Consider the following 22,108-nt stretch of genomic DNA (forward strand, 5'->3'; position numbering starts at 1 on the left):
CTGTGTTTCGATTTCAAATCAACGGGCAGTGGCACGAAGCAGCGACAGATAAGACCTTGTTGCAATATCTGCGTGATGACCTTCGTTTAACAGGAACTAAAGATGGCTGTGCCGCTGGAGCTTGTGGCGCGTGTACAGTCATTGTGGCAGGGAAAAAAGTAAAAGCCTGTGTATTTCGTCTATCCCAGTTAGTGGATAAGCCGGTGATTACTATTGAAGGCTTAACGGAGCGAGAAAAAGAAGTCTATGTATATGCTTTTGGTGAATGTGGGGCCGTGCAATGTGGGTTCTGCATTCCCGGTATGATTATGAGTGCGAAAGCACTATTGGATGAAAATTTAAAACCTACCAGGGACGATGTGAAATTAGCCATTAATGGTAATATCTGTCGTTGTACTGGGTATGTGAAAATCGAAGATGCTATATTATTAGCCGCTAAATTATTTCGTGAGAATAGCCCGGTGCCAAAGAGTGATCGGTCTGGTAAAATCGGCTCCTTATTGCATCGAGTAGATGCTGCTGAAAAGACCTTGGGCACTGGTTTATATACGGATGATATGACTTTGCCGGGTATGATTTATGCCAAAGCAGTGCGGTCTAGCTATCCGCGGGCTATCGTGGAGCATATTGATATTTCCAAAGCCTTAGCTCATCCAGATTGTGTGACCGTGTTATTGGCGAAGGATGTGCCCTTTAATAAAACAGGGCATATCATTCAAGATTGGGATGTGCTCATCGCTGAAGGCGATACTACGCGCTATATGGGTGATGCTATTGCTTTAGTAGCTACCGAGCATAAAGATACGCTTGATGAAGTTTGTAAATTAGTGGAGGTAAGGTATACCGAGTTAACGCCTATTACCTCGCCAGAACAAGCGCTAGCACCGGATGCGCCGAAGCTCCATGAAAATGGCAATATTTTATCACATCAATTATTTCAGCGTGGTAATGCGGAGGAAGCTATTAAAAAGGCTAAATATGTAGTGACTCGTCATTATTCCACACCACAGACGGACCATGCGTTTATGGAGCCAGAATGTGCTATTGCCGAACCCCGGCCTGATGGGGGACTCAATATGTACACTGGGGGTCAAAGTGTGTATGATGAACAGCATGAAATCAGCCGTATGTTACAAATTGAAGCGGACCAAGTGCATGTACATAGCATGCTCGTAGGTGGTGGCTTTGGCGGTAAAGAAGATATGAGTGTGCAACACCATGCGGCGCTCATGGCTTGGCATACGAAGCGACCAGTAAAAGTAAAATTTTCACGGCAAGAAAGTTTAGATATTCATGTGAAACGCCATGCTATGGAAATGGATATTACGACTGCTTGTGATGAACAGGGCAAACTTGTAGCTAGTAAAGTCATCATCGTATCAGATTGTGGCGCTTATGCATCCTTAGGCGGTCCTGTCTTGCAACGGGCCTGCACTCATTCAGGGGGACCGTATCAATATGATAACTTCTATGTAGAAGGAACCTGTGTATATACGAATAATGTACCTGGTGGTGCATTCCGTGGCTTTGGAGTAACACAAAGTGTATTCGGTCAAGAAGTGAATATGGATATATTGGCTCAAATGGCGGGGCTGGATCCTTGGGAATTCCGCTATAAAAACGCTATTCGACCAGGTCAAGCGCTCCCTAATGGTCAATTAGCTGGTCCTGAAACAGGTCTCGTGGAATGTTTAGAGCAGGTGAAAGAAGCGTTTTATGCGTCTCCGCGTACAGGTCTAGCTGTATGTATGAAAAATAGTGGTATTGGCGTAGGTTTACCTGATGTGGGTCGGGCTTGCTTAGAAGTAAAAGCGGGGAAGGTTCATATCCGTACGTCTGCTGCTTGCATTGGCCAAGGCTTAGGCACGGTGGCCACGCACATTCTTTGTGAAACGGCAGGTGTTTCCCCAGACGATGTTATCGTAGAAGCACCAGACACGGATCGCACGCCTGATTCAGGAACTACTACAGCTTCGCGTCAGACCGTCTTTACTGGCGAAGCGGTGCGCGTAGCCGCTAATGAATTACAGCAAATCTTAGCCAGTGGTAAAACCTTAGCCGATTTAGAAGGCTGTGAATACTATGGTGAATACCACGGGATAACCGATAAAATGGGGTCGGCTAAACCCAATCCAGTGAGTCATGTAGCCTATGGCTATGGTGCGTGTGTGGCTACCATTGATGATAAAAATTTTGTCAGCCATATGGACGTAGCATTTGATGTGGGGCGTGTAATTAATCCTAAAGCCTGTGAAGGTCAAGTTGAAGGGGGCACTCTCATGGGCATGGGGTATGGAGTGACGGAAGATTTTGTAATGAATAATGGTCGTGTCATGAGTAAATACGGCACCTTAGGTTTATTACGTGCCAAGCAACGGCCAGAGATTACGGTACATTTTGTTGAAAAGGGCACGCCTGATCAAATGGCTTATGGGGCGAAAGGGATTGGCGAAATCAGTAGCATTCCTATGGCGCCAGCAATTTCCAATGCATTCCGGCGCATTGATGGTGAAGAACGTCGGCGACTTCCTTTGCAACATACAGGATATAAGCGATGAGCAAGGAGTTGAAGGACTATGAAAAACGAGGAACAAACTGTCCTGATGGCAAACACTATGACCGAAGTACCAACAGAAGTAAGTCCAGTGGATGAAATTATGCCATTGACCCCCATGTTTGCGTATGGATTGCAGCATGTGTTAGCCATGTATGCGGGGGCTGTAGCAGTACCCATTATTATTGCCCAAGGCCTAGGGTTATCTACAGAACAACTGACCTGCTTGATTAATGCGGACTTAATGGCAGCGGGCATTGCTACATTGATTCAAACTATTGGGTTTTGGCATATTGGGGCTAAAATCCCTATGATTCAAGGTGTTAGCTTTGCTTCCGTAGCCCCCATGTTAATCATTGGCAAAGATTTTGGTTTGCCTGGTATCTTTGGGGCTGTTTTAGTGGCTGGTTTATTTGGCTTTATAATTTCTCCCTATTTTAGTAAATTAATTCGATTTTTTCCTCCGGTAGTCACAGGGACTATCATTACCTTGATTGGTATTTCTTTATTGCCTGTAGCCGTGCGTTGGGCTGGTGGAGGTAATCCGAATTCGCCCGATTTTGCCAGTTTACACAATTTAGGCTTAGCTATTATAACGCTGGCCATTGTGGTATTGGTATATCGTGTATTTAAAGGGTTTATTAGCAATTTATCTATATTGATTGGCCTAGTTGGTGGCACGGCGGTGGCGTATTTTATGGGCTACACCAATTTTAGCGCTGTTAGCACTGCTAGTTGGGTGGGCATTGTACCTCCTTTATACTTTGGTTGGCCTATTTTTGACCTTGCCGCGATTGCTTCTATGATTATAGTTATGCTTGTTATCATGGTGGAAACGACTGGTGATTGTATTGCCATTGGTGAAATCGTAGGGCGTCATGTGGATAAACCAAGATTGGCTGCTTGTTTACGGGCGGATGGTCTATCAACGGCGATTGCAGCGATTCTTAATACGTTCCCTCATTCTGCGTTTGCACAAAATGTAGGGCTCGTGGCGGTAACTGGTATTAAGAGTCGGTATGTAGTGGCTTGTTCAGGCATTATACTTCTCGTATTAGGTTTATTTCCTAAAATGGGGGCGCTCATTGCGTCTATCCCTAGTGCTGTGCTTGGCGGGGCAGGATTGGCCATGTTTGGCATGATCATTGCTAGTGGTATCCGTGCTTTAGGGAAAGTATCCTTTGATGGCAATTATAATTTAATGATTGTAGCAGTTAGCATTAGTGTGGGCATGATTACTTTAGTATATCCAAGCTTTTTTGCTCGTTTTCCACAATGGGCGCAAACAGTAATGCACAGTGGTATTACCTTAGGCAGTTTGGTAGCCGTTATTATGAATATTTTATTGAATGGTAGTGAAGGGCATCCGTCCGATCGACCTGATAAAATTAAATAAGATATTATTTTTATTACACCTCCCTTGGGGCCTTTATGAAATGTAGGCAGTTTCATAAAGGCTCTTTTTTAGTATGTTCTTGTGAATACTTTTTTTAGTATGGTTTTAGGAATCCTCGTTTCAAAAGAGTCCTTAGTTGTAAGCGGTAGCGGCGTTATTCTTAAAATTTAGTCTTATTATGAGAAAATAGCTTTTGACAAATAGGGAACAATCGTTGTTTAATAAATATAAGAAATATATAGTTGACATTAAATTAGAAATATTTATTAAAATGCAAGTGAAATTTATAAATTCTAAAGTAGTTGAGGGACTTGGCAAAGGTGGCCTACGGTGCTGCTAATTTATAGATTTTAGATAACTATTTCTAAAGCTAACTATATGTTAGGTATAATGGTATTTTGTATGAGGGGGTTCTCATGAGCGAAGACATTAAAAAGGCGGTTCATCCTGTAGATGAAATGTTGCCAACCTCGCAATTATTTGCCTATGGTTTGCAACACGTATTGGCTATGTATGCAGGGGCTGTAGCAGTACCAATTATTGTGGCCCAAGCCATGCATTTATCAGCGGAACAATTAATTCATCTAATTAACGCTGACTTATTTACCTGTGGTATTGCCACATTGATTCAGACCTTAGGCTTCTGGAAAGTAGGGGCTCGTATTCCAATGATTCAAGGGGTAACCTTTGCTTCCGTAACGCCGATGATTGTTATTGGCTCGCAAGGCGGAATGACTGCCATCTGTGGGGCCATCATTGTGGCCGGTCTATTTACCTTTTTAATAGCGCCGTATTTTAGTCGTTTGATTCGTTTGTTCCCGCCAGTGGTAACAGGCACGATTATTACCATTATAGGGATAACCTTATTACCAGTATCCGTACGTTGGATTACGGGCTATGCAAAGCCTACGTCACCAGAATTTGCCAGTCCTATGAGTTTGTTCTTGGCCTTTTTAACCTTAGCTATCGTTATCATTGTATATCGGTTCTGTAAAGGCTTCCTAAGCAATATTTCCGTATTAATTGGCTTAATTGGGGGCACTATTATTGCCACTATTTTGGGTGTTGCTGATTTTAGCGAAGTAGCCACTGCCGATTGGGTAGGCTTCATTACGCCTTTCTCCTTTGGGTATCCTACTTTCGATGTAGGTGCTATCCTTTCGATGATTATTGTTATGATTGTTGTTATGGTTGAAACGACAGGTGACTGCGTAGCAATCGGTGAAATCGTAGGTAAGCCAATGGGCCGTAAGGGCCTTGCTAAATGCTTGCGGGCTGACGGACTATCCACCATGCTCGGCGGTATTTTCAATAGCTTCCCATACACTGCATTTGCTCAAAATGTAGGCCTTTTGGCGGTAACTCGTGTAAAAAGCCGCTTTGTAGTTGCTATGTCTGGTTTAATTCTCGTAGTCTTAGGTTTGGTACCTAAAATGGCGGCTGTAGTGGCATGCATTCCTAACTCTGTATTAGGTGGTGCCGGTATTGCCATGTTCGGTATGATCATTGCCAGTGGTATTCGCGCTTTATCTAAAGTTAACTTTGAAGGCAATTACAACTTAATGTTGGTAGCTGTAAGTATTGGTATGAGCATGGTTACGTTAACGGAGCCTAATTTCTACCATAACTTCCCCAGCTGGACGGCTGTTATTTTACATAGTGGCATTACCCTTGGTAGTTTGACTGCAGTTATTTTAAACCTAATCTTCAATGGTTTTGGCAAAGAAGAACCGGTTGAAGAAGAGGATTAATTAATGTAGGGTGTAATTATATTGTAAAAAGATATAATTATATGGGCAAACGCTTTGAAAGAGTATTAGGATTGTGAGTAGCCATGATTTTCTTGAAATCGGCGGCTATGTGATGATACAATAAAATAGAAGAAAATAGTCAGGAAGCTAAGTCTTCCTGACTTTTTTTCAGCGTAAATTTAACAAGAACCATGTTTTAGTTGTATATATCGTGTTATAATAACTAGTATATAGAAATCAATCTATACAGTAGATTGATTTGTGTTGCTAGGGCAACATACAAAGTGATTGATACAGTGGCATACTAAGCGTAGTAGTATACAGCCGTAAATTTGCTAGGTATTTGTAGAATAGCAGTATTTAGGGCTATGGGCAGGTAACACTTAGTAAGTCATAGAAAGGATATATCGATTATTATGGCAAACGTGATTGCTATCTCTATTAGTGAAAAAAAGGGCCAGAAGAAGCATAATATTCCAGAAGCCAAGTTGATTACGGACTTTGGCATGGAAGGGGATGCTCATGCAGGTAAATGGCATCGTCAAATTAGTTTACTGGGTATTCAAAGCATTGATTTGATGCGGGCTAAAGGGGCCGATGTGAATCCAGGCGATTTTGCAGAAAACATTACCATAGAAGGCATTGTATTATATGAATTGCCTGTAGGTACTCGCTTATTTGTGGGCGAAGAAGTATTGCTCGAAGTCACTCAGATTGGCAAGGAATGTCATTCTGGTTGTGAAATTCAAAAACAAGTGGGCTCTTGCATTATGCCAACACAAGGTATTTTTGCTAAAGTACTTAGCGGTGGTATGATTCATGTAGGTGATACAGTGGTAGTAGAAGAAGTGGCAGAATAAGTAGTTTTATAGGAGCCGTAGAATGGTACAAGATAGTTGGCAACGAACAATTGAATATGTGCGCGTATCGTTAACGGAAGCTTGTAACTTCTGCTGTCCTTATTGTAGACCAACAGCCATTACGCCAGAGAGTCAGACGAATTTACTAAGCCCCGAAGAATGGTTAGTTATTTTAGAAGCGTTTCACCAATTGGGGATTCGGGCCTTGCGCTTAACAGGTGGTGAGCCTTTACTGTATCCTTATTTAGATCGGTTGTTACAGAAACTACAAGACCGTCAATGGTTTGAAGATATATCTATGACTACGAACGGTAGTTTATTAGCACCGCGTGCTGAAACGTTACGCTTGTTGGGGTTACAGCGGGTTAATATTAGTTTAGATGCGGTTGAGGAAGCGACCTTTGATGAACGAACTGGCCGGACAGGGCAATTGCAGGCCGTCATTGATGGGATTGAAGCTTCTTTACGGGCTGGGTTTAAAACTGTAAAAATTAATACGGTGTTAATGGAAAGTTTATCCGATGAGGTGGTGCGCTCCTTGTTAGCCTATATGGATAAATGGCCAGTTATTTGGCGTTTCATCGAATATATGCCGTTTCAGGGGCAAAAATTTAGAGGCCCTACGTTTGAAATGTGGCATCAACAATTGGAAAGGCTCTGTGGCGGTAAATTGGTGCCTGTAGGGCCAGCGTCGCAAACAAAGGTCGTAACGGGCTTTGGGCCAGCTACGTATTATCGCTTGCCTCAAGGAAATTTGGTAGGTTTTATTTTTCCTATGAGTCATAGCTATTGTGATTCTTGCAATCGGGTACGTCTAACTTCGGATGGAAAGTTACGACTTTGTTTACTGCGTGATGAGGAAGCGGATTTAGTAAGCTTAGTGCGACAAGGTAAAACGGCGCAGGAGCTGGCACAGCACATTGCTGATGTGTTGCAACTACGCAAAGAACAGCATGAGGGCGCCGATATGGATGTGCCTAAACGGGCTATGTGGCGCATTGGTGGGTAAGTTGGGGTTGGCGTGTGCAAGATAATTTAGTTGTTGTGTTTAGTGAGTATAGGTTTCTTAGTGAATGGGTACGTTATATCGATGAGGTGGCAACATGAAGCGGTATGATTGGGGTAAAACCAGAAATGGCGAAGCAGTTACACTGTATGAATTAGAAACGGAGGTGTTAACTGTACGAATATTAAATCGTGGCGCCACGATTGTAGACTTTATTGTGAAACCACTGAAACGTAACATCGTCCTAGGCTATGATAATTTACAGGGCTACGAACAAGGTGATGCCTATTTAGGCGCTACGGTAGGTCGTGTGGCAAATCGTATTGGCGGGGCTCAATGTGAGATTGCTGGCAAAACATACACTTGGCAACCTAATAATGGGCCTAATTTATTACACAGTGGAGATTGTAGTTTGAGTTTTGCTGTTTGGCATGTAGTGCCTAATAGTGAGCAAACGGGGCCAAATTATGCCAAACTTAGTTTGGCAACGACCCTGCGTAGTATTGATGATGGGTTCCCTGGCGATTTGCGGGTAAAACTACAGGTGGAACTTATAGGGGCGGAATTGCGCCTGACTTATCAATATATGACCTCGGAAGATTCCGTTGTTAATATTACGGGGCACAGTTATTTTAACCTCAATGGCTCAGACAGCTTGCCACAGATGAATGGGCCTATGATGGATGCTGAGCAAGGGCTTATAACGAACCATGAACTTCAGCTTGAGGCTAGTCAATATTTGCCCTTTGGGGCGGATCAAATTCCTACCGGTGAGCTGGCTTCCGTGGCAGGCACACCATTTGATTTTCGAATATGGCAGTCTGTAGGTGAAGCCCTATGTCAGCATCATGCTGTGTTAACACCGTATCGTGGTTATGATCATCATTATGTGTTACAAGCACCAACTACTTTGCAGAAAGCGCATATAGATTGTAAAGAGGTGCAATCTCATATAGATACTAAAAAAGCGAAAGCAAACTCTAGCTTACAACGGTGCGGTGCCTTTCGCGTGGAAGATTTAACATTAACGGTGTTAACGGATGCGCCTGGGTTTCAACTATATACGGGCAACTGGTTAACCGACGAAGGGCGCAATGGTGAAGTGTATGAGTCATATAGCGGAATTTGCATTGAACCACAATTTGCCCCGAATGATATAAATATGCCAGCGTTTCAGGAATCGCTGACGAAAGCACAGGCCATGTATGAACGGCGTATCGTCTATGTCGTAGATGTTCTTGGCAATGTATAATATTACATATCGGCGTAGCGTTCATAGCGTAGATACTCATGGTAACCCATAGTGCGCCATGGTAACTTATAGTAAACTATAGTATTAAAATACTCCGTTGTATCTAGTGCTGATTTACGTTACAATTAAGATAATAAAATAAAAACCGGTTGTGCTAGGCATGACCGGTTTACTTGTCTAGGTGGTTTTATAGTGTTCGAAAGAGTTAAAGGAGGTCCCTATGGACGCATTTACTTTTTATAATCCAACTAAAATTGTGTTTGGCAAAGATTGTGTAAGCAAATTGAGTGAAGAATTAGCGCGTTATGGTAAGACGGTGTTACTTACTTACGGTGGCGGTAGTATCAAGAAGAATGGTATTTATGAGGCCGTGATGGCTCAATTACAGGCTGCTGGTAAAACAGTTATTGAATTAAGTGGTATTATGTCTAATCCGCGCATGGAAAAAGTGCAGGAAGGGGCTGATTTATGCCGTCAGCATAAGGTTGATTTTGTGCTTGCCGTAGGTGGGGGCTCCGTCATTGACTGCTCTAAATTTATTGCAGGGGTAGCGAAAACAGCGCCTGACTTTGATTGGTGGGAGCATATGTTTATGAAACGTGAAAACGTTACAGAAGCTTTGCCAATTGGGGTTGTACTTACCATGTCGGCGACGGGTAGTGAAATGAATAACCGTGGCGTAGTGACAAATTGGGCCATGCAAAAGAAAATGGGCGGTTTTGGCGATGCCTTGTTCCCACAATTTTCTTTTTTAGATCCTACATATACCTATACAATGCCACAAGAACAGCTAGTAAATGGCATTTGTGATATGTTATCCCACTTGATGGAACAATATTTCTCCTTACCTGAAACGAATAATTTGAGTGATGCTATGATTGAAGCAGCCTTTAAAAATATTATGGAAAATGCTGATATAGCCGTTAAGAACCCAACAGATTATGAAGCTCGTTCCAATTTAATGTGGGGGGCTACGATTGCGCTTAATGGCATTATGGGCTTAGGTAAAAAACAAGACTGGATGGCGCATCAAATTGAACACTCCTTGTCGGCTTTCCACGATATTGCTCATGGGGCCGGCTTGGCTATTGTGCATCCTATGCTACTTCGTTACATTTATAAAGATCACGTGGCACGATTTGTGCGCTTTGCTACCAATGTGTGGGGCTTAGACCGTCAGAACTATGAAAGTGATGATGCATTAGCTTTGGCCGGTATTGATGCATTACGTGCTTATTTTAAGAGCCTCGGAGCGCCAACAACCTTGACAGAAGTTGGGATTCCGGCTGAAGATTTGCCAGCCATTGCAGAAAAATCGAATCGCTATCCAACATCCTATACAAACTTTACAACAGAAGATATTTTGAATATCTACAAGAGTGCGTTGTAATAGAAGATAACTTATAAAAATAAAAGAAGCTGTAATAAAGTAGATGATAGAAGATGCTACTTTATTACAGTTTCTTGTTTTTAATAAAAATAATTATATTAGATTTATAGGGACATTAGTTATTGAATAACGATAACATATATGTTATCATTAAGTGGGAGAAGAAGGTGTAAACTTTGTATGAAGTGGAGTTTTATTATGATAAAAAAGGAAAATCAGAAATAGTTGATTTTCTTGATGCGTTACAAGTAAGGTCAAAGACAAGTAAAACTGATAGGGTAAATAGAGAAAAAATTCTTGCCTATATTGGGGCATTGAGTAGGTATGGAACACGAATTGGCGCTCCATATGTAAAACATATAGAAGATGACATATGGGAATTAAGGCCGTTAAAAAATAGAATTTTTTTCTTTTATTGGAAAGATAATAAGTTTGTGCTTTTACATCATTTTATAAAGAAATCACAAAAGACGCCGTCCAAAGAGATATCAAGAGCAAAAAGTAACTTACAAGATTTTTTAGGAAGGAATGATAATGTATGAAGCCAGTGAAAACATTTTCAGAATATATAAATGATGAAACGAGAGTATCGCTAGCTGAGCGAGAAAAAATAAATTTTGAAATTGAGCTTATTGGGAAAATGATTGAAGCTCGTGAGGAGAAAGGGTTGTCACAGCGTGAGCTAGCTAAAATAAGTGGTGTGAAGCAACCAGCTATAGCAAGGTTAGAAAGTTTAAAATCAACACCTAAAATTGATACTTTATTTAAAGTCTTAAAACCTTTAGGTTACACTATTTCAATTGTGCCCTTAGAGTCAAAAAAATAAAAGAAGCTGTAACAAGATGGACTTTTTTTACATTTTGTTATGGCTTCTTTATTTCTTTTTAGTAAATTTTATTTCCGTTGGTAGCCCGTTTTGTTCCATTCATAGAAAATTCGTTTACCAGACTTTTAAAATAACATACAATGCTATCAGATGAAGGCGAGATGACAAAACGTATGAATCCCACACATCATACTTAGCATTTCGACTTATAATGCACTTATTTTATTTTAGGAGGTTCCTACAGATGGAAATGAATGGGCTTTATCTAGTTATTGTATCGGCCCTAGTGCTAGCGATAGCGTATCGCTTGTACGGGTCCTTCATAGCTGCCAAAGTATTGACTGTTAATCAATATCGGACAACACCAGCGGTAGCTATTAATGATGGCGTTGACTATGTACCTACCAATAAATGGGTTACCTTTGGTCAACATTTTGCCGCTATTGCTGGCGCTGGTCCTTTAGTAGGTCCAGTTATTGCAGCACAATTTGGTTACTTGCCAGGGGTGCTTTGGATTTTGATTGGTTCCGTATTGGCTGGGGCTGTTCATGATTTCGTGTTATTATTTGCTTCCGTACGTTATAATGGCAAATCCATTGCGGATATTGCGAAATATGAAATCTCTAGTCTAGCTGGCATGGGCACCTTATTAGCCACATTATTCTTGCTCATTATCACGATGGCAGGGATGGCGGCCGTAGTTGCCAATTCTCTTGAAAACTCCCCATGGGGCTTTTTCACAGTGAGTGCGACCATTCCCATCGCTGTATTTATCGGTGTTTACCTTCGTTGGATTCGCCCTGGTAAAATCCGTGAAGCTACCGTTATCGGTGTAGCTTTGATTATGGCAGCCGTTATTTATGGGCCAGACATCGCTCATTCTTCCTTAGCACCTTATTTCACTTGGGATCGTCATTCCATCCAAATTATGCTAGCTGTTTATAGCTTCTTTGCAGCAGCATTACCAGTATGGTTGCTATTAGCTCCTCGGGGTTATTTATCTACTTACATGAAAGTAGGGACTATCGGTGCCTTAGCACTTGGTATTATTATCGTAATGCCAGTTCTTCAAATGCCAGCTTTCTCTGATTATGTGCATGGCGGTGGCCCTGTGCTTAGTGGTTCCGCGATTCCATTCGTATTTATTACCATTGCTTGTGGTGCTTTGTCTGGTTTCCATGCCACCGTTTCAACAGGCACAACCCCTAAAATGATTACGAATGAAAAAGAAATGTTACCTATCGGTTATGGCGCAATGCTTACGGAAGCCTTCATTGCTATGATGGCGTTGATTGCAGCGACTAGCTTACATCCAAATGATTATTTCGCCATTAATTCTACGACTGAAACGTTTACGGCTTTAGGCCTTCAAGTTCATGAATTGCCTGCTTTATCTGCTCTGGTAGGGGAAGACTTAATGCATCGTCCAGGTGGCGCTGTATCCCTCGCTGTTGGTATGGCCCATATCTTCTCTCAGATTCCTAGCATGGCACATCTCATGAGCTATTGGTATCACTTCTGTATCATGTTTGAAGCGTTATTTATCTTAACCTTAATTGATACAGGTACACGCGTAAGTCGCTATATGGTGCAAGAATTATTAGGTATGGCGTTCCCTAAAATGAAAGATGCTCATTGGTTACCAGGCGTTTATATTGCATCCTTCCTAGTATGTTTCACTTGGGGTTACCTCGTATTACAAGGTAACATTGGTACCATTTGGCCGCTCTTTGGTGTATCTAATCAGTTACTAGCTACGATGGGCCTTGCCATTGGTACAACAGTTATTATGCACCTTGGTCACAAACGATACGCTTGGGTTACCTTGATTCCATGTATCTTCATTGCTGTTATCACCGTTATGGCTGACTATGAAAATATTGTAGGTAACTATATTCCCGAAGGGCAGTGGATGCTCGTAGGCGTAAGTATCCTTATGCTTATCTTAGTGGCTATCGTTATGATTGAAGCCGTTCGCAGCTGGATTCGCTTGGCTAAACAGCCACAAGACTTCCGCACTGAAACGGATATTGAAGCTGAAGAAATGACTAACATGGAAGCAGAAAATGCATAAACTAACCTCATTTTCTGAAACCTAGTAGCCTAACATTCATCTAACATTAGAATCTCAAAACACTACTTACATTAAAATCTTACAATATTACTTACAGTAAAAAAACTAGGAGAATCTCACCACAGGGCTTGGAAAGAAAGCAACGGCGGGGATGAGGCTCCTAGTTTTTTTGTTGGAACTTTAATTTTGGGGAGTTAAAGAGATTATGCATTTTTAGGAAGGTCATGGGGACCTAGTTTATGTTGAATTTATCGAAAGTTTATTCTATAATAAAAATATAAGGGGTGATTGAATGGAGCTAGTAACAGTAACAGTAACACAAACAGCTGATAATGTAGCTAGATGGTTTTTACAAACTAATAAACTTGATCGAGCTGATAATATTGATGTTGAGGGAATTTCAAATCTTAAGTTACAAAAGTTGTTGTATTATGCGTATGGGGGATATTTAGCATTATATAATCAACATTTATTTAACGAACCAATTGTAGCGTGGCAACATGGGCCAGTTGTTGAAAATGTATATCGACAATATAGAGCGTATGGATCTCATTCAATTGATAAATTTGATGCACCTGAAACTACATTTACCCAAGAAGAAGTAGGTGTATTAAAATGGGTGTATGAAGAATTTGGACAATATACGGCATGGGCATTACGTAATAAAACTCACGAGGAAGAACCTTGGCGGACAACTGCACCGAACCAACAAATACAGGACGATGTTATTATGTCGTATTTTAAAGATCATTATGTCGAGGCTTAAGAGAGAAGGACAAACCCAAAATAAGTTATCTAAAACTTTATTAAAGATTTGCCCTGTAGAAAATAGTCATATTATGATGTCATTTGCTAATGTGACACATAATAAACATTATAATTTTAAATATTTTGCTAAAAACTTTAGATTAAATTTAACCACGCGAGAAGAATTAGACAAATTGTTAGTTGAATTATCCTCTATTAATTGGCAAGTTGCATTGAGCCGAAGGAAAAATGAACTGGGGGGCGTTGAATTATTGACTTGGGATACTATGAAAAATATTGCAATTCCTGGTGTTATAATGTCACCTGATAGTAAAGTTCATGTTTTCAGATTTGGTAAATCTCTTGAATATCGATTGTGTGGGATAAAGGATTCTACATGTCATAATTTAAAAATAATAGCCTATGATTTTGATTATACTTTGTATAATCATGGTTCATAAGAAAAGTTAGATATAAACTTAAAAATATTTGTAAAGATGAGTAATAAAAAGCCTATATTATAGGCTTTTTACTTTTCCTCAGCCCCTAAAAGAGCCTGCTAGGGATGATTAAGAAATAGGGTTACTGTTAACAATATGATGGCGAATAGTATTTTAGTAAAAAAGAAAACAGGGAACTCGTAACGGCCGTTGCTATCTTTCACTTTATCCCTTAAAAGAGCTTGCTAGGGATTAATGTAGTATAGGAGTGAATCGTGATTACATAAAGTACAGAGGTGAAGCAAAGCGAGAGGCCTCTCGTAGCGACCGTTGCTATCTTTCCTAGCCCGGCCGCGAGGGAGACCTCTCGCTTTACTTTTATCAATACTTTATGTAATTAGATTAATCCAATCTTAGTTAATCCCTAGCAACTCTTTTATCAACTTCACTTGCGCCTTGCTCACTGGTATATCCACCAGCTCTTGTCCTTTAGCTGTCTGTTGTGGCAAACGAAGCCAGTAGGTACCTTTAAACCAAGGCACCACTTCACGCACTTTGTTAAGATTTACAATATAGCTACGATGTACACGATACAAGGACGTGCCACGCAGCCGTTCTTGTAGTTCGGTAAGCGTTTTATTAGAGCCATATTTACCGGAATCAGTATGGACTTCCAAGCGCCCCGATTCGCCTGTAATATAGGCAATACTATCTAAATCGATTAGTAATATATGGGCGCCATCATCAACGGCTAGCTTATTAGTGCGGACCGCAGGCAGGCTGAAAGAAGTCTCAGAGGCTGTTTCCGCTGTGTTTGTTAGGCGTGAAATAGTTTCCGCTGTATTTGCTTGGTGTGAAACCCTTTTAGCTGTATTGCTTTCAGTTGTATTAGTATGGAGTGAAGCGGATTCAGCCATTGGCAGACCTTGGGGATAGAGTGCTTTCAGCACATGTTGGATGGCCTTTGCTAGGCGTTCCTCTTCAATGGGTTTTACCACATAATCTAAAGCTTGTAGCTCAAACGCTTTTAGTGCATATTCGTCATAGGCGGTGGCAAAGATGATGCGACTATCTGGTGAAATGTCGCGAATTACTTCGGCTAACTCCAGACCAGATAGACCGCGCATATGAATATCTAAAAAGATTAATTGCGGTTTTTCACGGGTAATGAGAGAGATAGCGGACGTGGCATTATCAGCCTCGCCAATAATATCAATAGTGGTGCTGTGGTTCGTAGTGAGCAAATAGCGTAGCTCGTCGCGCGCTGGTGCTTCATCATCAATTAGAATCGTGCGAATCATAGGACCTCCTTTTCAGGCTCAGGTTGAATTTTGGGAAGGCGAATCGTTACGGTGGTGCCTTCTTCGGGAATGGACGAAATGGTGAGACCATAGGGGGCACCATAGAGGCCCTGCAAGCGATGATGGACATTGCTCAAGCCAATATGCCCCTCGGGAGGCTGCTCTAAATAGTAATTAGGATCGCCCTGAAATCCAACGCCATCGTCGGTGACAGTGATTATAATATCCGTGTCGGTCATAGTCCCTTCAATGGCGATAGAACCGCCTACTTCACGAGGTTGCAAGCCGTGTTTAATAGAGTTTTCAATAATAGGCTGCAAGGTGAGCGAAGGAATGCCATAACTGAAAATAGCAGGGTCAATATTATGTGTGACAAAGAGTTTATCGCCATGGCGGGCTAGCGAAATTTCTAGGAAACCACTTACTTGGTCCCATTCTTTGGCAATGGCAATGACAAGGCCCGTATATTGCAAGGTGAAACGAAACATTTGAGAAAACTTAATTAATAAACGGCGTGCTAATTCAGGATTTGTGCGAATTAATGAGGAAATCGTATTTAAGGTATTAAACAAGAAATGCGGATTAATTTGGGTGTGTAAGGCTTGCATTTTGGCGGCCTCTGTTAATTGTCGCTGCTGGTCGATTTCGGTTAATTCAAGCTGAGTCGAGAATAAATCAGCTAACCCTTGGGCAAATGCTACGTCTGATGAATCGGGATAATGGGTCGTATCGGTATAGTACATTTTAAGCGAGCCTATAATGCGATTATTAATCGTTAATGGCACAACAATAGCGCTACTCAAGGTACAGTGGGGATCCGTACAGCCAATTTCATCGTGCGAATAGGCAATGTGAATCGTGCCTGACGTGAGGGAATGAATAGTTACATTCGTTAAATGATCAGCTACCCCAGGCGCGTGGTGATTGGCTTCGGCGCCCGTATAGGCCAGTACATGCGTGGTATCCGTAATGGAAACGGCATCATAAGAACTGTGTTTTTTTATGATTTGCACTACCGCATTAGCTGATTCGGGTGTTAACCCTTTGCGGAAGTAACGCACCGTTTCACGGGCAATAGCCAAGATATTCTGACTTTGATTGGCCTTTTGGGTTTCGCGTTGGTGTAAGCCATCTTTGATGATTTTCATAAAAAGAGCAAGCCCTAGTGAATTGGCAATGGTCATAGGCACGGCAATTTCGCCAACGAGGGCGGCAGCCATAGGATAGGGCTCGGCTACGAGTAAAATGATTAGCATTTGTATGATTTCACCAAAGAAACCGATACCTAGAGCTACGGGCCAAGGTATAAGATTACGTTTGTAGAATTTTTGAAAAAGCCCGGCTAATAGACCTTCCGTAATGGAAGAAATAGCGCAGGCGAGTGCTGTGAAACCACCTAAGGAATAGCGATGCAGCCCTGAAACAAGCCCTACGGCACCACCTAAAAAGGGGCCACCGACAAGACCAGCGGCCATAATCCCAATCATGCGAGAGTTGGCTAGCGCATCGTGAATAGGAATGCCACCATAGGTGCCTAGAATGGCAATACTGGAGAAAATAAGTGTAAAAATAAGACGGTCAAGCCAAGATAAACGATTGGTCATGAGCCGGTCAAAGAGTTTTAACCGAGAAATAACAAGCCCAAGCACGATAGCGGTGCTGATTCGTTTTATCATCTCAAACAGTAAAATATCGGTCATAGGAATGTCCTTTCGGAGATCGATTGCTGAAATAGTTGATAGTGTCTATTCTTGAGATAGTTGATAGTGTCTATTCCTATATATATAATAGAATATACTATTGATTTCATTATATCATATGCACAATTGGTATACATAGCATGCTTTTTTTGTTGAGAAATGAAGCTGAATTTAGTAGAATAAAAACAGTTATATCGTGAAAAATAAAGAACGCAAAGAATTGTTTATCATACAGTGTGATTGGAGGTTTTGGTATGTGTTGGTGTGACATCGTTTATAAATCTGGAGTGTCTCGTCTGGGACAAGGCTTAGAAGGAACCCTTCATTTCTTAGCCTTTTGGGTATTAACACTTAGCTTTGTTCGCCTAGGTGTATCTTGGATTTTTGGTATTTAAAAAGCCACCCATGTTTGACGAGTGACTATAGAGTGGGTATAATATAAGTAAAGATAGCTGGACGTTTCGTATCGTTTGGCTCATCTCGAAGAAATTTTCAATAACTTGAGAAATGGCCTTGACGTTACTTCAACGTTAGGGCTATTTTCCTATTTTAGGAGAATAGCTATAAGCGTTCCGAAGAGTATCATAAGTGATAGAGCTTCATATACACTCATAGCATCACCGCCTTTAGGATGAACCTAACGCCGGCCAGCTACCTCTATACATATTATAGCACAAAAATACGCTGGATGTGGTTAAATGTACGATATAATTAAAAAGCCATCCGTGTTTGACGAGTAGCTATAGAGTGGGTATAATAGAAAGAGAGATAGCTAAGTATTGCAACGCTCGGCTCATCTCGTAACTATACAAAGTATTTGAGAAATGGCCGTAGTGTTACAACGCTATGGCCTTTTTCATTGCCAGCTAATCGTTCATATTTTTAGTCATAACTACTATATATACTATAGAATCTCATTGATATTTTGATTAATGCGTGCTATATTAAGTAAGGCAGTATGCATAATATCTATGCCTATTATGCATAAATTCATAGGATTAGGTTAATAGTAGAAGGTAGCTATAGGGGGCTATAAGTATGAAAACGATGAAAGTGCCATATGCAAAAGGTTTTGTAGACATTCAAGTACCAGAGGCTAATTTAACAGCCGTTTTAGAATCAGGATCGGCGGCGTATAAAGCAACAGCTAGTGAAACTGCTTTAGTAGAAGCAGCGTTAGATAACCCCATTGGTAGTGCATCATTAGAGGAATTGGTAAAAGGGAAACATAATATGGTCATTATTACTAGCGACCATACTCGACCTGTACCTAGTAAAATTACAATGCCAATTTTATTGCGCCGTATTCGAGCGGTGAATCCTACGATTGACATTACCATTTTGTTGGCTACTGGGTTTCATCGACCAACGACTAAGGAAGAAATGATTGATAAATTCGGCCCAGACATTGTTGCTCATGAGAAAATTGTTAATCATATTTCAGGGGATCCTTCGCAGATGGCTAAAATAGGAACTCTTCCCTCAGGTGGGGCATGTATTATCAATAAATTAGCTGTTGAAACGGAATTACTTATTGCGGAAGGTTTTATTGAACCACACTTTTTTGCTGGTTTTTCTGGTGGGCGTAAGAGTATCTTACCTGGGATTGCATCCGCTGTGACCGTTATGGCTAATCATTGTGCTGAATTTATTAATAGTCCACATGCTCGCACGGGTATTTTACAAGATAATCCTATTCATAAAGACATGTTGTATGCGGCTAAAGCGGCTAAATTAGCGTTCATCTTAAATGTAGTTATTGACCCTGAAAAGCATATTATCAATGCCTTTGCTGGGGATAGGGAAAAAGCCCATGAAGCAGGTTGTGCATTTGTCACAAAATTAGCGAGTGTTCCCAAAGCGCCGGCTGATATTGTAGTAACAACGAATGGTGGTTATCCACTAGATCAGAATATTTACCAAGCCGTTAAAGGTATGACCGCCGCTGAAGCAACTTGCAAGCCTAATGGCGTTATTATCATGATAGCAGCTTGTAATGACGGACATGGTGGGCAATCCTTATATGATAATTTAAAGGCTGTTCAAACACCGCGGGAATTATTAGAACGAATTGCTAAAGTACCACGGAATGAAACCATTCCGGATCAATGGGAAATGCAAATTTTAGCTCGTATTTTGGACCAATTTACCGTTATTGTAGTGACAGACCAGTGCGATCCACAAATGCTTAAAGATATGCATATGGAATATGCCGTTACCTTTGAAGAAGCACTACAACGAGCCTTTGAAATTAAAGGACAAAATGCCTCTGTAACAGTTATTCCTGATGGGGTATCTGTAGTAGTTAAGTAGACTGTTGTTTGAAATTGATGAATAGCTATAAAGTGGATATAATATAAGTAAAGATAGCTGGACGCTTCGTACCGTTTGGCTCATTTCGAAGAAATTTTAATAATTTGAGAAAAGGCCGTAGTGTTACAACGCTATGGCCTTTTTCATTGTCTATTTTTAGTATATTTTTATTTTCTTGCTAATCTGATTAAATAGTGATAAGGTCAGCTTGAAGGACATTATGCAATGGATTTAATTCACCCGCATAGATCAGTATTTAGAAAACATGAAGAAAAATTAGAGGTAGTAATAATTACTAGCATAGAAGATTATCATAAATAATCAAAGGAGGGTTTACAGATGTATAGCAGTAAGAATTATATAGCAATTCCTCCAGGTGCTACTATAAAAGAACAATTAGAATATAGAGGAATGTCTCAAAAAGAGTTTGCTCAAAGAATGAATTTTAGTGAAAAACATATTAGTAATTTGATTAATGGGAAAGTAGAGCTTAGTGCTGATGTAGCTTTACGGTTAGAGACTGTTCTAGGTTTGCCTACGAAGTTTTGGCAGGGCTTAGAGGCTGAGTATAGAGAAGATTTGGCAAGAGTAAAAGCTGAATTGGAAATGGAACGAGAGATTGAATTAGTTAGTAAAATTCCTTATGCTAAAATAGCTAACCTTGGATGGGTAGAGAAGACACGAGTTGCTATAAAAAAAGTTGAAAATTTACGACGCTTTTTTGAAGTTTCTAAATTAGAAATTATAGATTCTTTAAAAATCCCCGGCATTGCGTTTCGTGTGAATGGCGAATCGAATAAAAGCAATTATGCACTTGCGGTATGGGCGCAACAAGCAAAACTGTTGGCAAGACAAAGTATAGTTTCAGATATTAATATTGAAAAATTAAAAGAAAATATTCCTAAAATACGTAGATTAACAACGCAAGCCCCAAGTGAGTTTTGTCAGACTTTGAGAACGTTATTAAGTGAGTGTGGAATTGCTATAGTTTTTTTACCCCATTTAGATGGTTCTTTTTTACATGGAGCCTCATTTATTGATGGGAAAAAAATTGTATTAGCTCTTACCGTTAGAGGTAAAACTGCGGATATATTTTGGTTTAGCTTATTTCATGAAATATATCATATTATTGAAGGTCATATTTATAATCAGAGGATGACTACTGAATGTGAAGAGCTTGAAGCTGATTCTTTTGCAGCAGAGACATTAATCCCTAGAAATGAATATGAAAGATTTTTAAATACCTACACAGGTGATAAAGATTCCATTTGTAAATTTGCTCATAAAATGGATATAGCTCCGGGCATTGTGTTAGGTAGATTACAGAAAGAGAATATTCTAGGATATCAATTGTATCAAGATTTAAAGGTTAAATATCAAATCGTGTAGTTTTGGTAAATTAAGTCGCTTGAGCAAGAACGAAGACTTGATTGATGCCCAAGGGGTAAGGTGTTCACATTATTCGAAGCTCTTAGTATGGTGGTTAAGTGGTGGATGGATCAATGTACTATTTCAGTGATGCGGAAGAACATGTTATTTTGCATGTGGAGGGTGATACAGCGACCTTATAATCCTGCAACAAAGTGGATGCTCGTATTCATGGCATGCGTCATGTGTGGAATTTAGAACTTAATTTTGATATGGTGAAACGCCCTAATCTGGTGAATAACAGATTAGGGCATTTTTGGCATATAAAAAAAGCCTTGCATAAGCAAGGCGCAATGTGGTGGACCACCAGGGGTTCGAACCCTGGACACCCTGATTAAGAGTCAGGTGCTCTGCCAGCTGAGCTAGTGGTCCATGACAACATACATATTATATACCTATTGATTTAAAATGTAAACTATTAATTTAAAAAGGTTGAAGAAGAAATAGATGAGTTGTGAGGTGCTTTTATAAGTAAAAATTTTATTGAATTTGAATTATGTGTAAAATATATGAAATTAATATGAATTAGAATCAAAGAAAAGATAAAAAATAAAATGGAATAAGAGTGAAGAATATCAACTGATTTATAAAAATAAGATTAATGCATAAATGTATTCGATATATTAAGCGAGGTAATTTATATTTTACAAAGAAAAATATTTTGAAAATTAACTTTAAAAATGAGATAAAAATGAAATATTTACTAGTAAAATGACTTTTTGGACATTGACATTGAATGAATGTAAAGATAAAATGAAGACAAATAAAGCATGATTGTTTATGGGGGGGACACGCCTTGCACTTTATTGATAAAAGCTAGTCTTACTTGATAAAAAATTATTTAATAGGGCTAAATAACATGATGTGTTAAGGAATTATTTAGATGAATATGCATTTTAGTCATATATTAAAGTTACTCAAGTTAAATAATTGGAAATCATTATGGAGGTCGTGTCAATGAATAAACAGTACAAAGTAATCTGGAGTAAAGTGAAGCATAGTTATGTAGTAGTATCAGAATTGGCTAAAAATAGTGGTAAAGCAGCATCTACTCATATTCAGTCAGGCCG

General features: G+C 40.2%; 19 protein-coding genes and 1 tRNA gene. 16 read left to right on the top strand and 4 right to left on the bottom strand.

The annotated features are described in order from the left end of the window. Positions 1 to 2: 2 nt before the first annotated feature. From xdh to VER_RS06240, 12 genes are all read left to right on the top strand, one after another. A complete protein-coding gene (gene xdh, locus VER_RS06185; RefSeq protein WP_162099998.1) occupies positions 3 to 2,558 on the top strand; it encodes a selenium-dependent xanthine dehydrogenase in 2,556 nt (851 codons plus the stop codon). Between the two features lie 57 nt (positions 2,559 to 2,615). Further along, complete coding sequence (locus VER_RS06190; RefSeq protein ID WP_162100014.1) at positions 2,616 to 3,950, top strand: nucleobase:cation symporter-2 family protein; 1,335 nt, start codon at positions 2,616 to 2,618, stop codon at positions 3,948 to 3,950. A gap of 416 nt (positions 3,951 to 4,366) precedes the next feature. Beyond that, positions 4,367 to 5,701: a nucleobase:cation symporter-2 family protein gene (locus VER_RS06195; protein ID WP_162099999.1), complete on the top strand. Its 1,335-nt coding sequence runs from the start codon at positions 4,367 to 4,369 to the stop codon at positions 5,699 to 5,701. Between the two features lie 416 nt (positions 5,702 to 6,117). Then, positions 6,118 to 6,561, top strand: coding sequence for an MOSC domain-containing protein (locus VER_RS06200; RefSeq protein ID WP_162100000.1), 444 nt, complete (start codon positions 6,118 to 6,120; stop codon positions 6,559 to 6,561). Positions 6,562 to 6,583: 22 nt separating this feature from the next. Continuing rightward, complete coding sequence (gene moaA / locus VER_RS06205; RefSeq protein ID WP_162100001.1) at positions 6,584 to 7,570, top strand: GTP 3',8-cyclase MoaA; 987 nt, start codon at positions 6,584 to 6,586, stop codon at positions 7,568 to 7,570. Positions 7,571 to 7,664: 94 nt separating this feature from the next. Further along, positions 7,665 to 8,819 (top strand): aldose epimerase family protein, encoded by a 1,155-nt coding sequence (locus VER_RS06210; RefSeq protein WP_162100002.1) that lies wholly within the window; start codon positions 7,665 to 7,667, stop codon positions 8,817 to 8,819. 220 nt (positions 8,820 to 9,039) lie between these two features. After that, on the top strand, positions 9,040 to 10,209 hold the full coding sequence (locus VER_RS06215; protein WP_162100003.1) for an iron-containing alcohol dehydrogenase: 1,170 nt from the start codon (positions 9,040 to 9,042) through the stop codon (positions 10,207 to 10,209). A 185-nt stretch (positions 10,210 to 10,394) separates the two neighbouring features. After that, a complete protein-coding gene (locus tag VER_RS06220; protein ID WP_238390163.1) occupies positions 10,395 to 10,751 on the top strand; it encodes a type II toxin-antitoxin system RelE/ParE family toxin in 357 nt (118 codons plus the stop codon). Next, positions 10,748 to 11,035, top strand: a complete 288-nt coding sequence (locus VER_RS06225) for a helix-turn-helix domain-containing protein (RefSeq protein WP_162100005.1) — start codon at positions 10,748 to 10,750, stop codon at positions 11,033 to 11,035. Before VER_RS06220 ends, VER_RS06225 begins: the two co-directional genes overlap by 4 nt. A gap of 244 nt (positions 11,036 to 11,279) precedes the next feature. Then, the gene (locus VER_RS06230; protein WP_304941392.1) at positions 11,280 to 13,109 is read left to right on the top strand and encodes a carbon starvation protein A; all 1,830 of its coding nucleotides are present in this window, start codon (positions 11,280 to 11,282) and stop codon (positions 13,107 to 13,109) included. 292 nt (positions 13,110 to 13,401) lie between these two features. Then, entirely contained in the window at positions 13,402 to 13,875 is a 474-nt protein-coding gene (locus tag VER_RS06235) for a Panacea domain-containing protein (RefSeq protein ID WP_162100006.1), read from the top strand. Beyond that, positions 13,832 to 14,317: a hypothetical protein gene (locus VER_RS06240; RefSeq protein WP_162100007.1), complete on the top strand. Its 486-nt coding sequence runs from the start codon at positions 13,832 to 13,834 to the stop codon at positions 14,315 to 14,317. Before VER_RS06235 ends, VER_RS06240 begins: the two co-directional genes overlap by 44 nt. 392 nt (positions 14,318 to 14,709) lie before the next feature. Here the strand turns inward: VER_RS06240 and VER_RS06245 are convergent, their stop codons facing one another. Next, on the bottom strand, positions 14,710 to 15,597 hold the full coding sequence (locus tag VER_RS06245; protein WP_162100008.1) for a LytTR family DNA-binding domain-containing protein: 888 nt from the start codon (positions 15,595 to 15,597) through the stop codon (positions 14,710 to 14,712). Continuing rightward, positions 15,594 to 17,297 carry a sensor histidine kinase gene (locus tag VER_RS06250; protein ID WP_162100009.1) on the bottom strand — a complete coding sequence of 568 codons (1,704 nt, stop codon included), beginning with the start codon at positions 17,295 to 17,297 and terminating at the stop codon, positions 15,594 to 15,596. Before VER_RS06250 ends, VER_RS06245 begins: the two co-directional genes overlap by 4 nt. A 254-nt stretch (positions 17,298 to 17,551) precedes the next feature. On the opposite strand from VER_RS06250, the gene VER_RS10325 reads away from it, so the two are divergent. Then, positions 17,552 to 17,692, top strand: coding sequence for a hypothetical protein (locus VER_RS10325; RefSeq protein WP_202922141.1), 141 nt, complete (start codon positions 17,552 to 17,554; stop codon positions 17,690 to 17,692). 149 nt (positions 17,693 to 17,841) lie between these two features. Here VER_RS10325 and VER_RS10530 read toward each other — a convergent pair whose 3' ends face one another. Beyond that, entirely contained in the window at positions 17,842 to 17,910 is a 69-nt protein-coding gene (locus VER_RS10530) for a putative holin-like toxin (protein ID WP_370456471.1), read from the bottom strand. A 425-nt stretch (positions 17,911 to 18,335) separates the two neighbouring features. On the opposite strand from VER_RS10530, the gene larA reads away from it, so the two are divergent. Continuing rightward, positions 18,336 to 19,610 carry a nickel-dependent lactate racemase gene (larA, locus tag VER_RS06255; protein WP_162100010.1) on the top strand — a complete coding sequence of 425 codons (1,275 nt, stop codon included), beginning with the start codon at positions 18,336 to 18,338 and terminating at the stop codon, positions 19,608 to 19,610. A 339-nt stretch (positions 19,611 to 19,949) separates the two neighbouring features. After that, entirely contained in the window at positions 19,950 to 20,999 is a 1,050-nt protein-coding gene (locus VER_RS06260) for a helix-turn-helix domain-containing protein (protein WP_162100011.1), read from the top strand. A gap of 335 nt (positions 21,000 to 21,334) precedes the next feature. Here VER_RS06260 and VER_RS06265 read toward each other — a convergent pair. Continuing rightward, a tRNA-Lys gene (locus tag VER_RS06265) sits at positions 21,335 to 21,410 on the bottom strand. Between the two features lie 585 nt (positions 21,411 to 21,995). Between VER_RS06265 and VER_RS06270 the strand changes: the two genes are divergently transcribed. Continuing rightward, positions 21,996 to 22,108, top strand: a 113-nt coding sequence (locus VER_RS06270; protein WP_202922142.1) for an ESPR domain-containing protein, incomplete at its 3' end; no start/stop codon positions are given.

It is taken from the genome of Veillonella sp. R32 (assembly GCF_010093125.1).
Classification (GTDB): domain Bacteria; phylum Bacillota; class Negativicutes; order Veillonellales; family Veillonellaceae; genus Veillonella_A.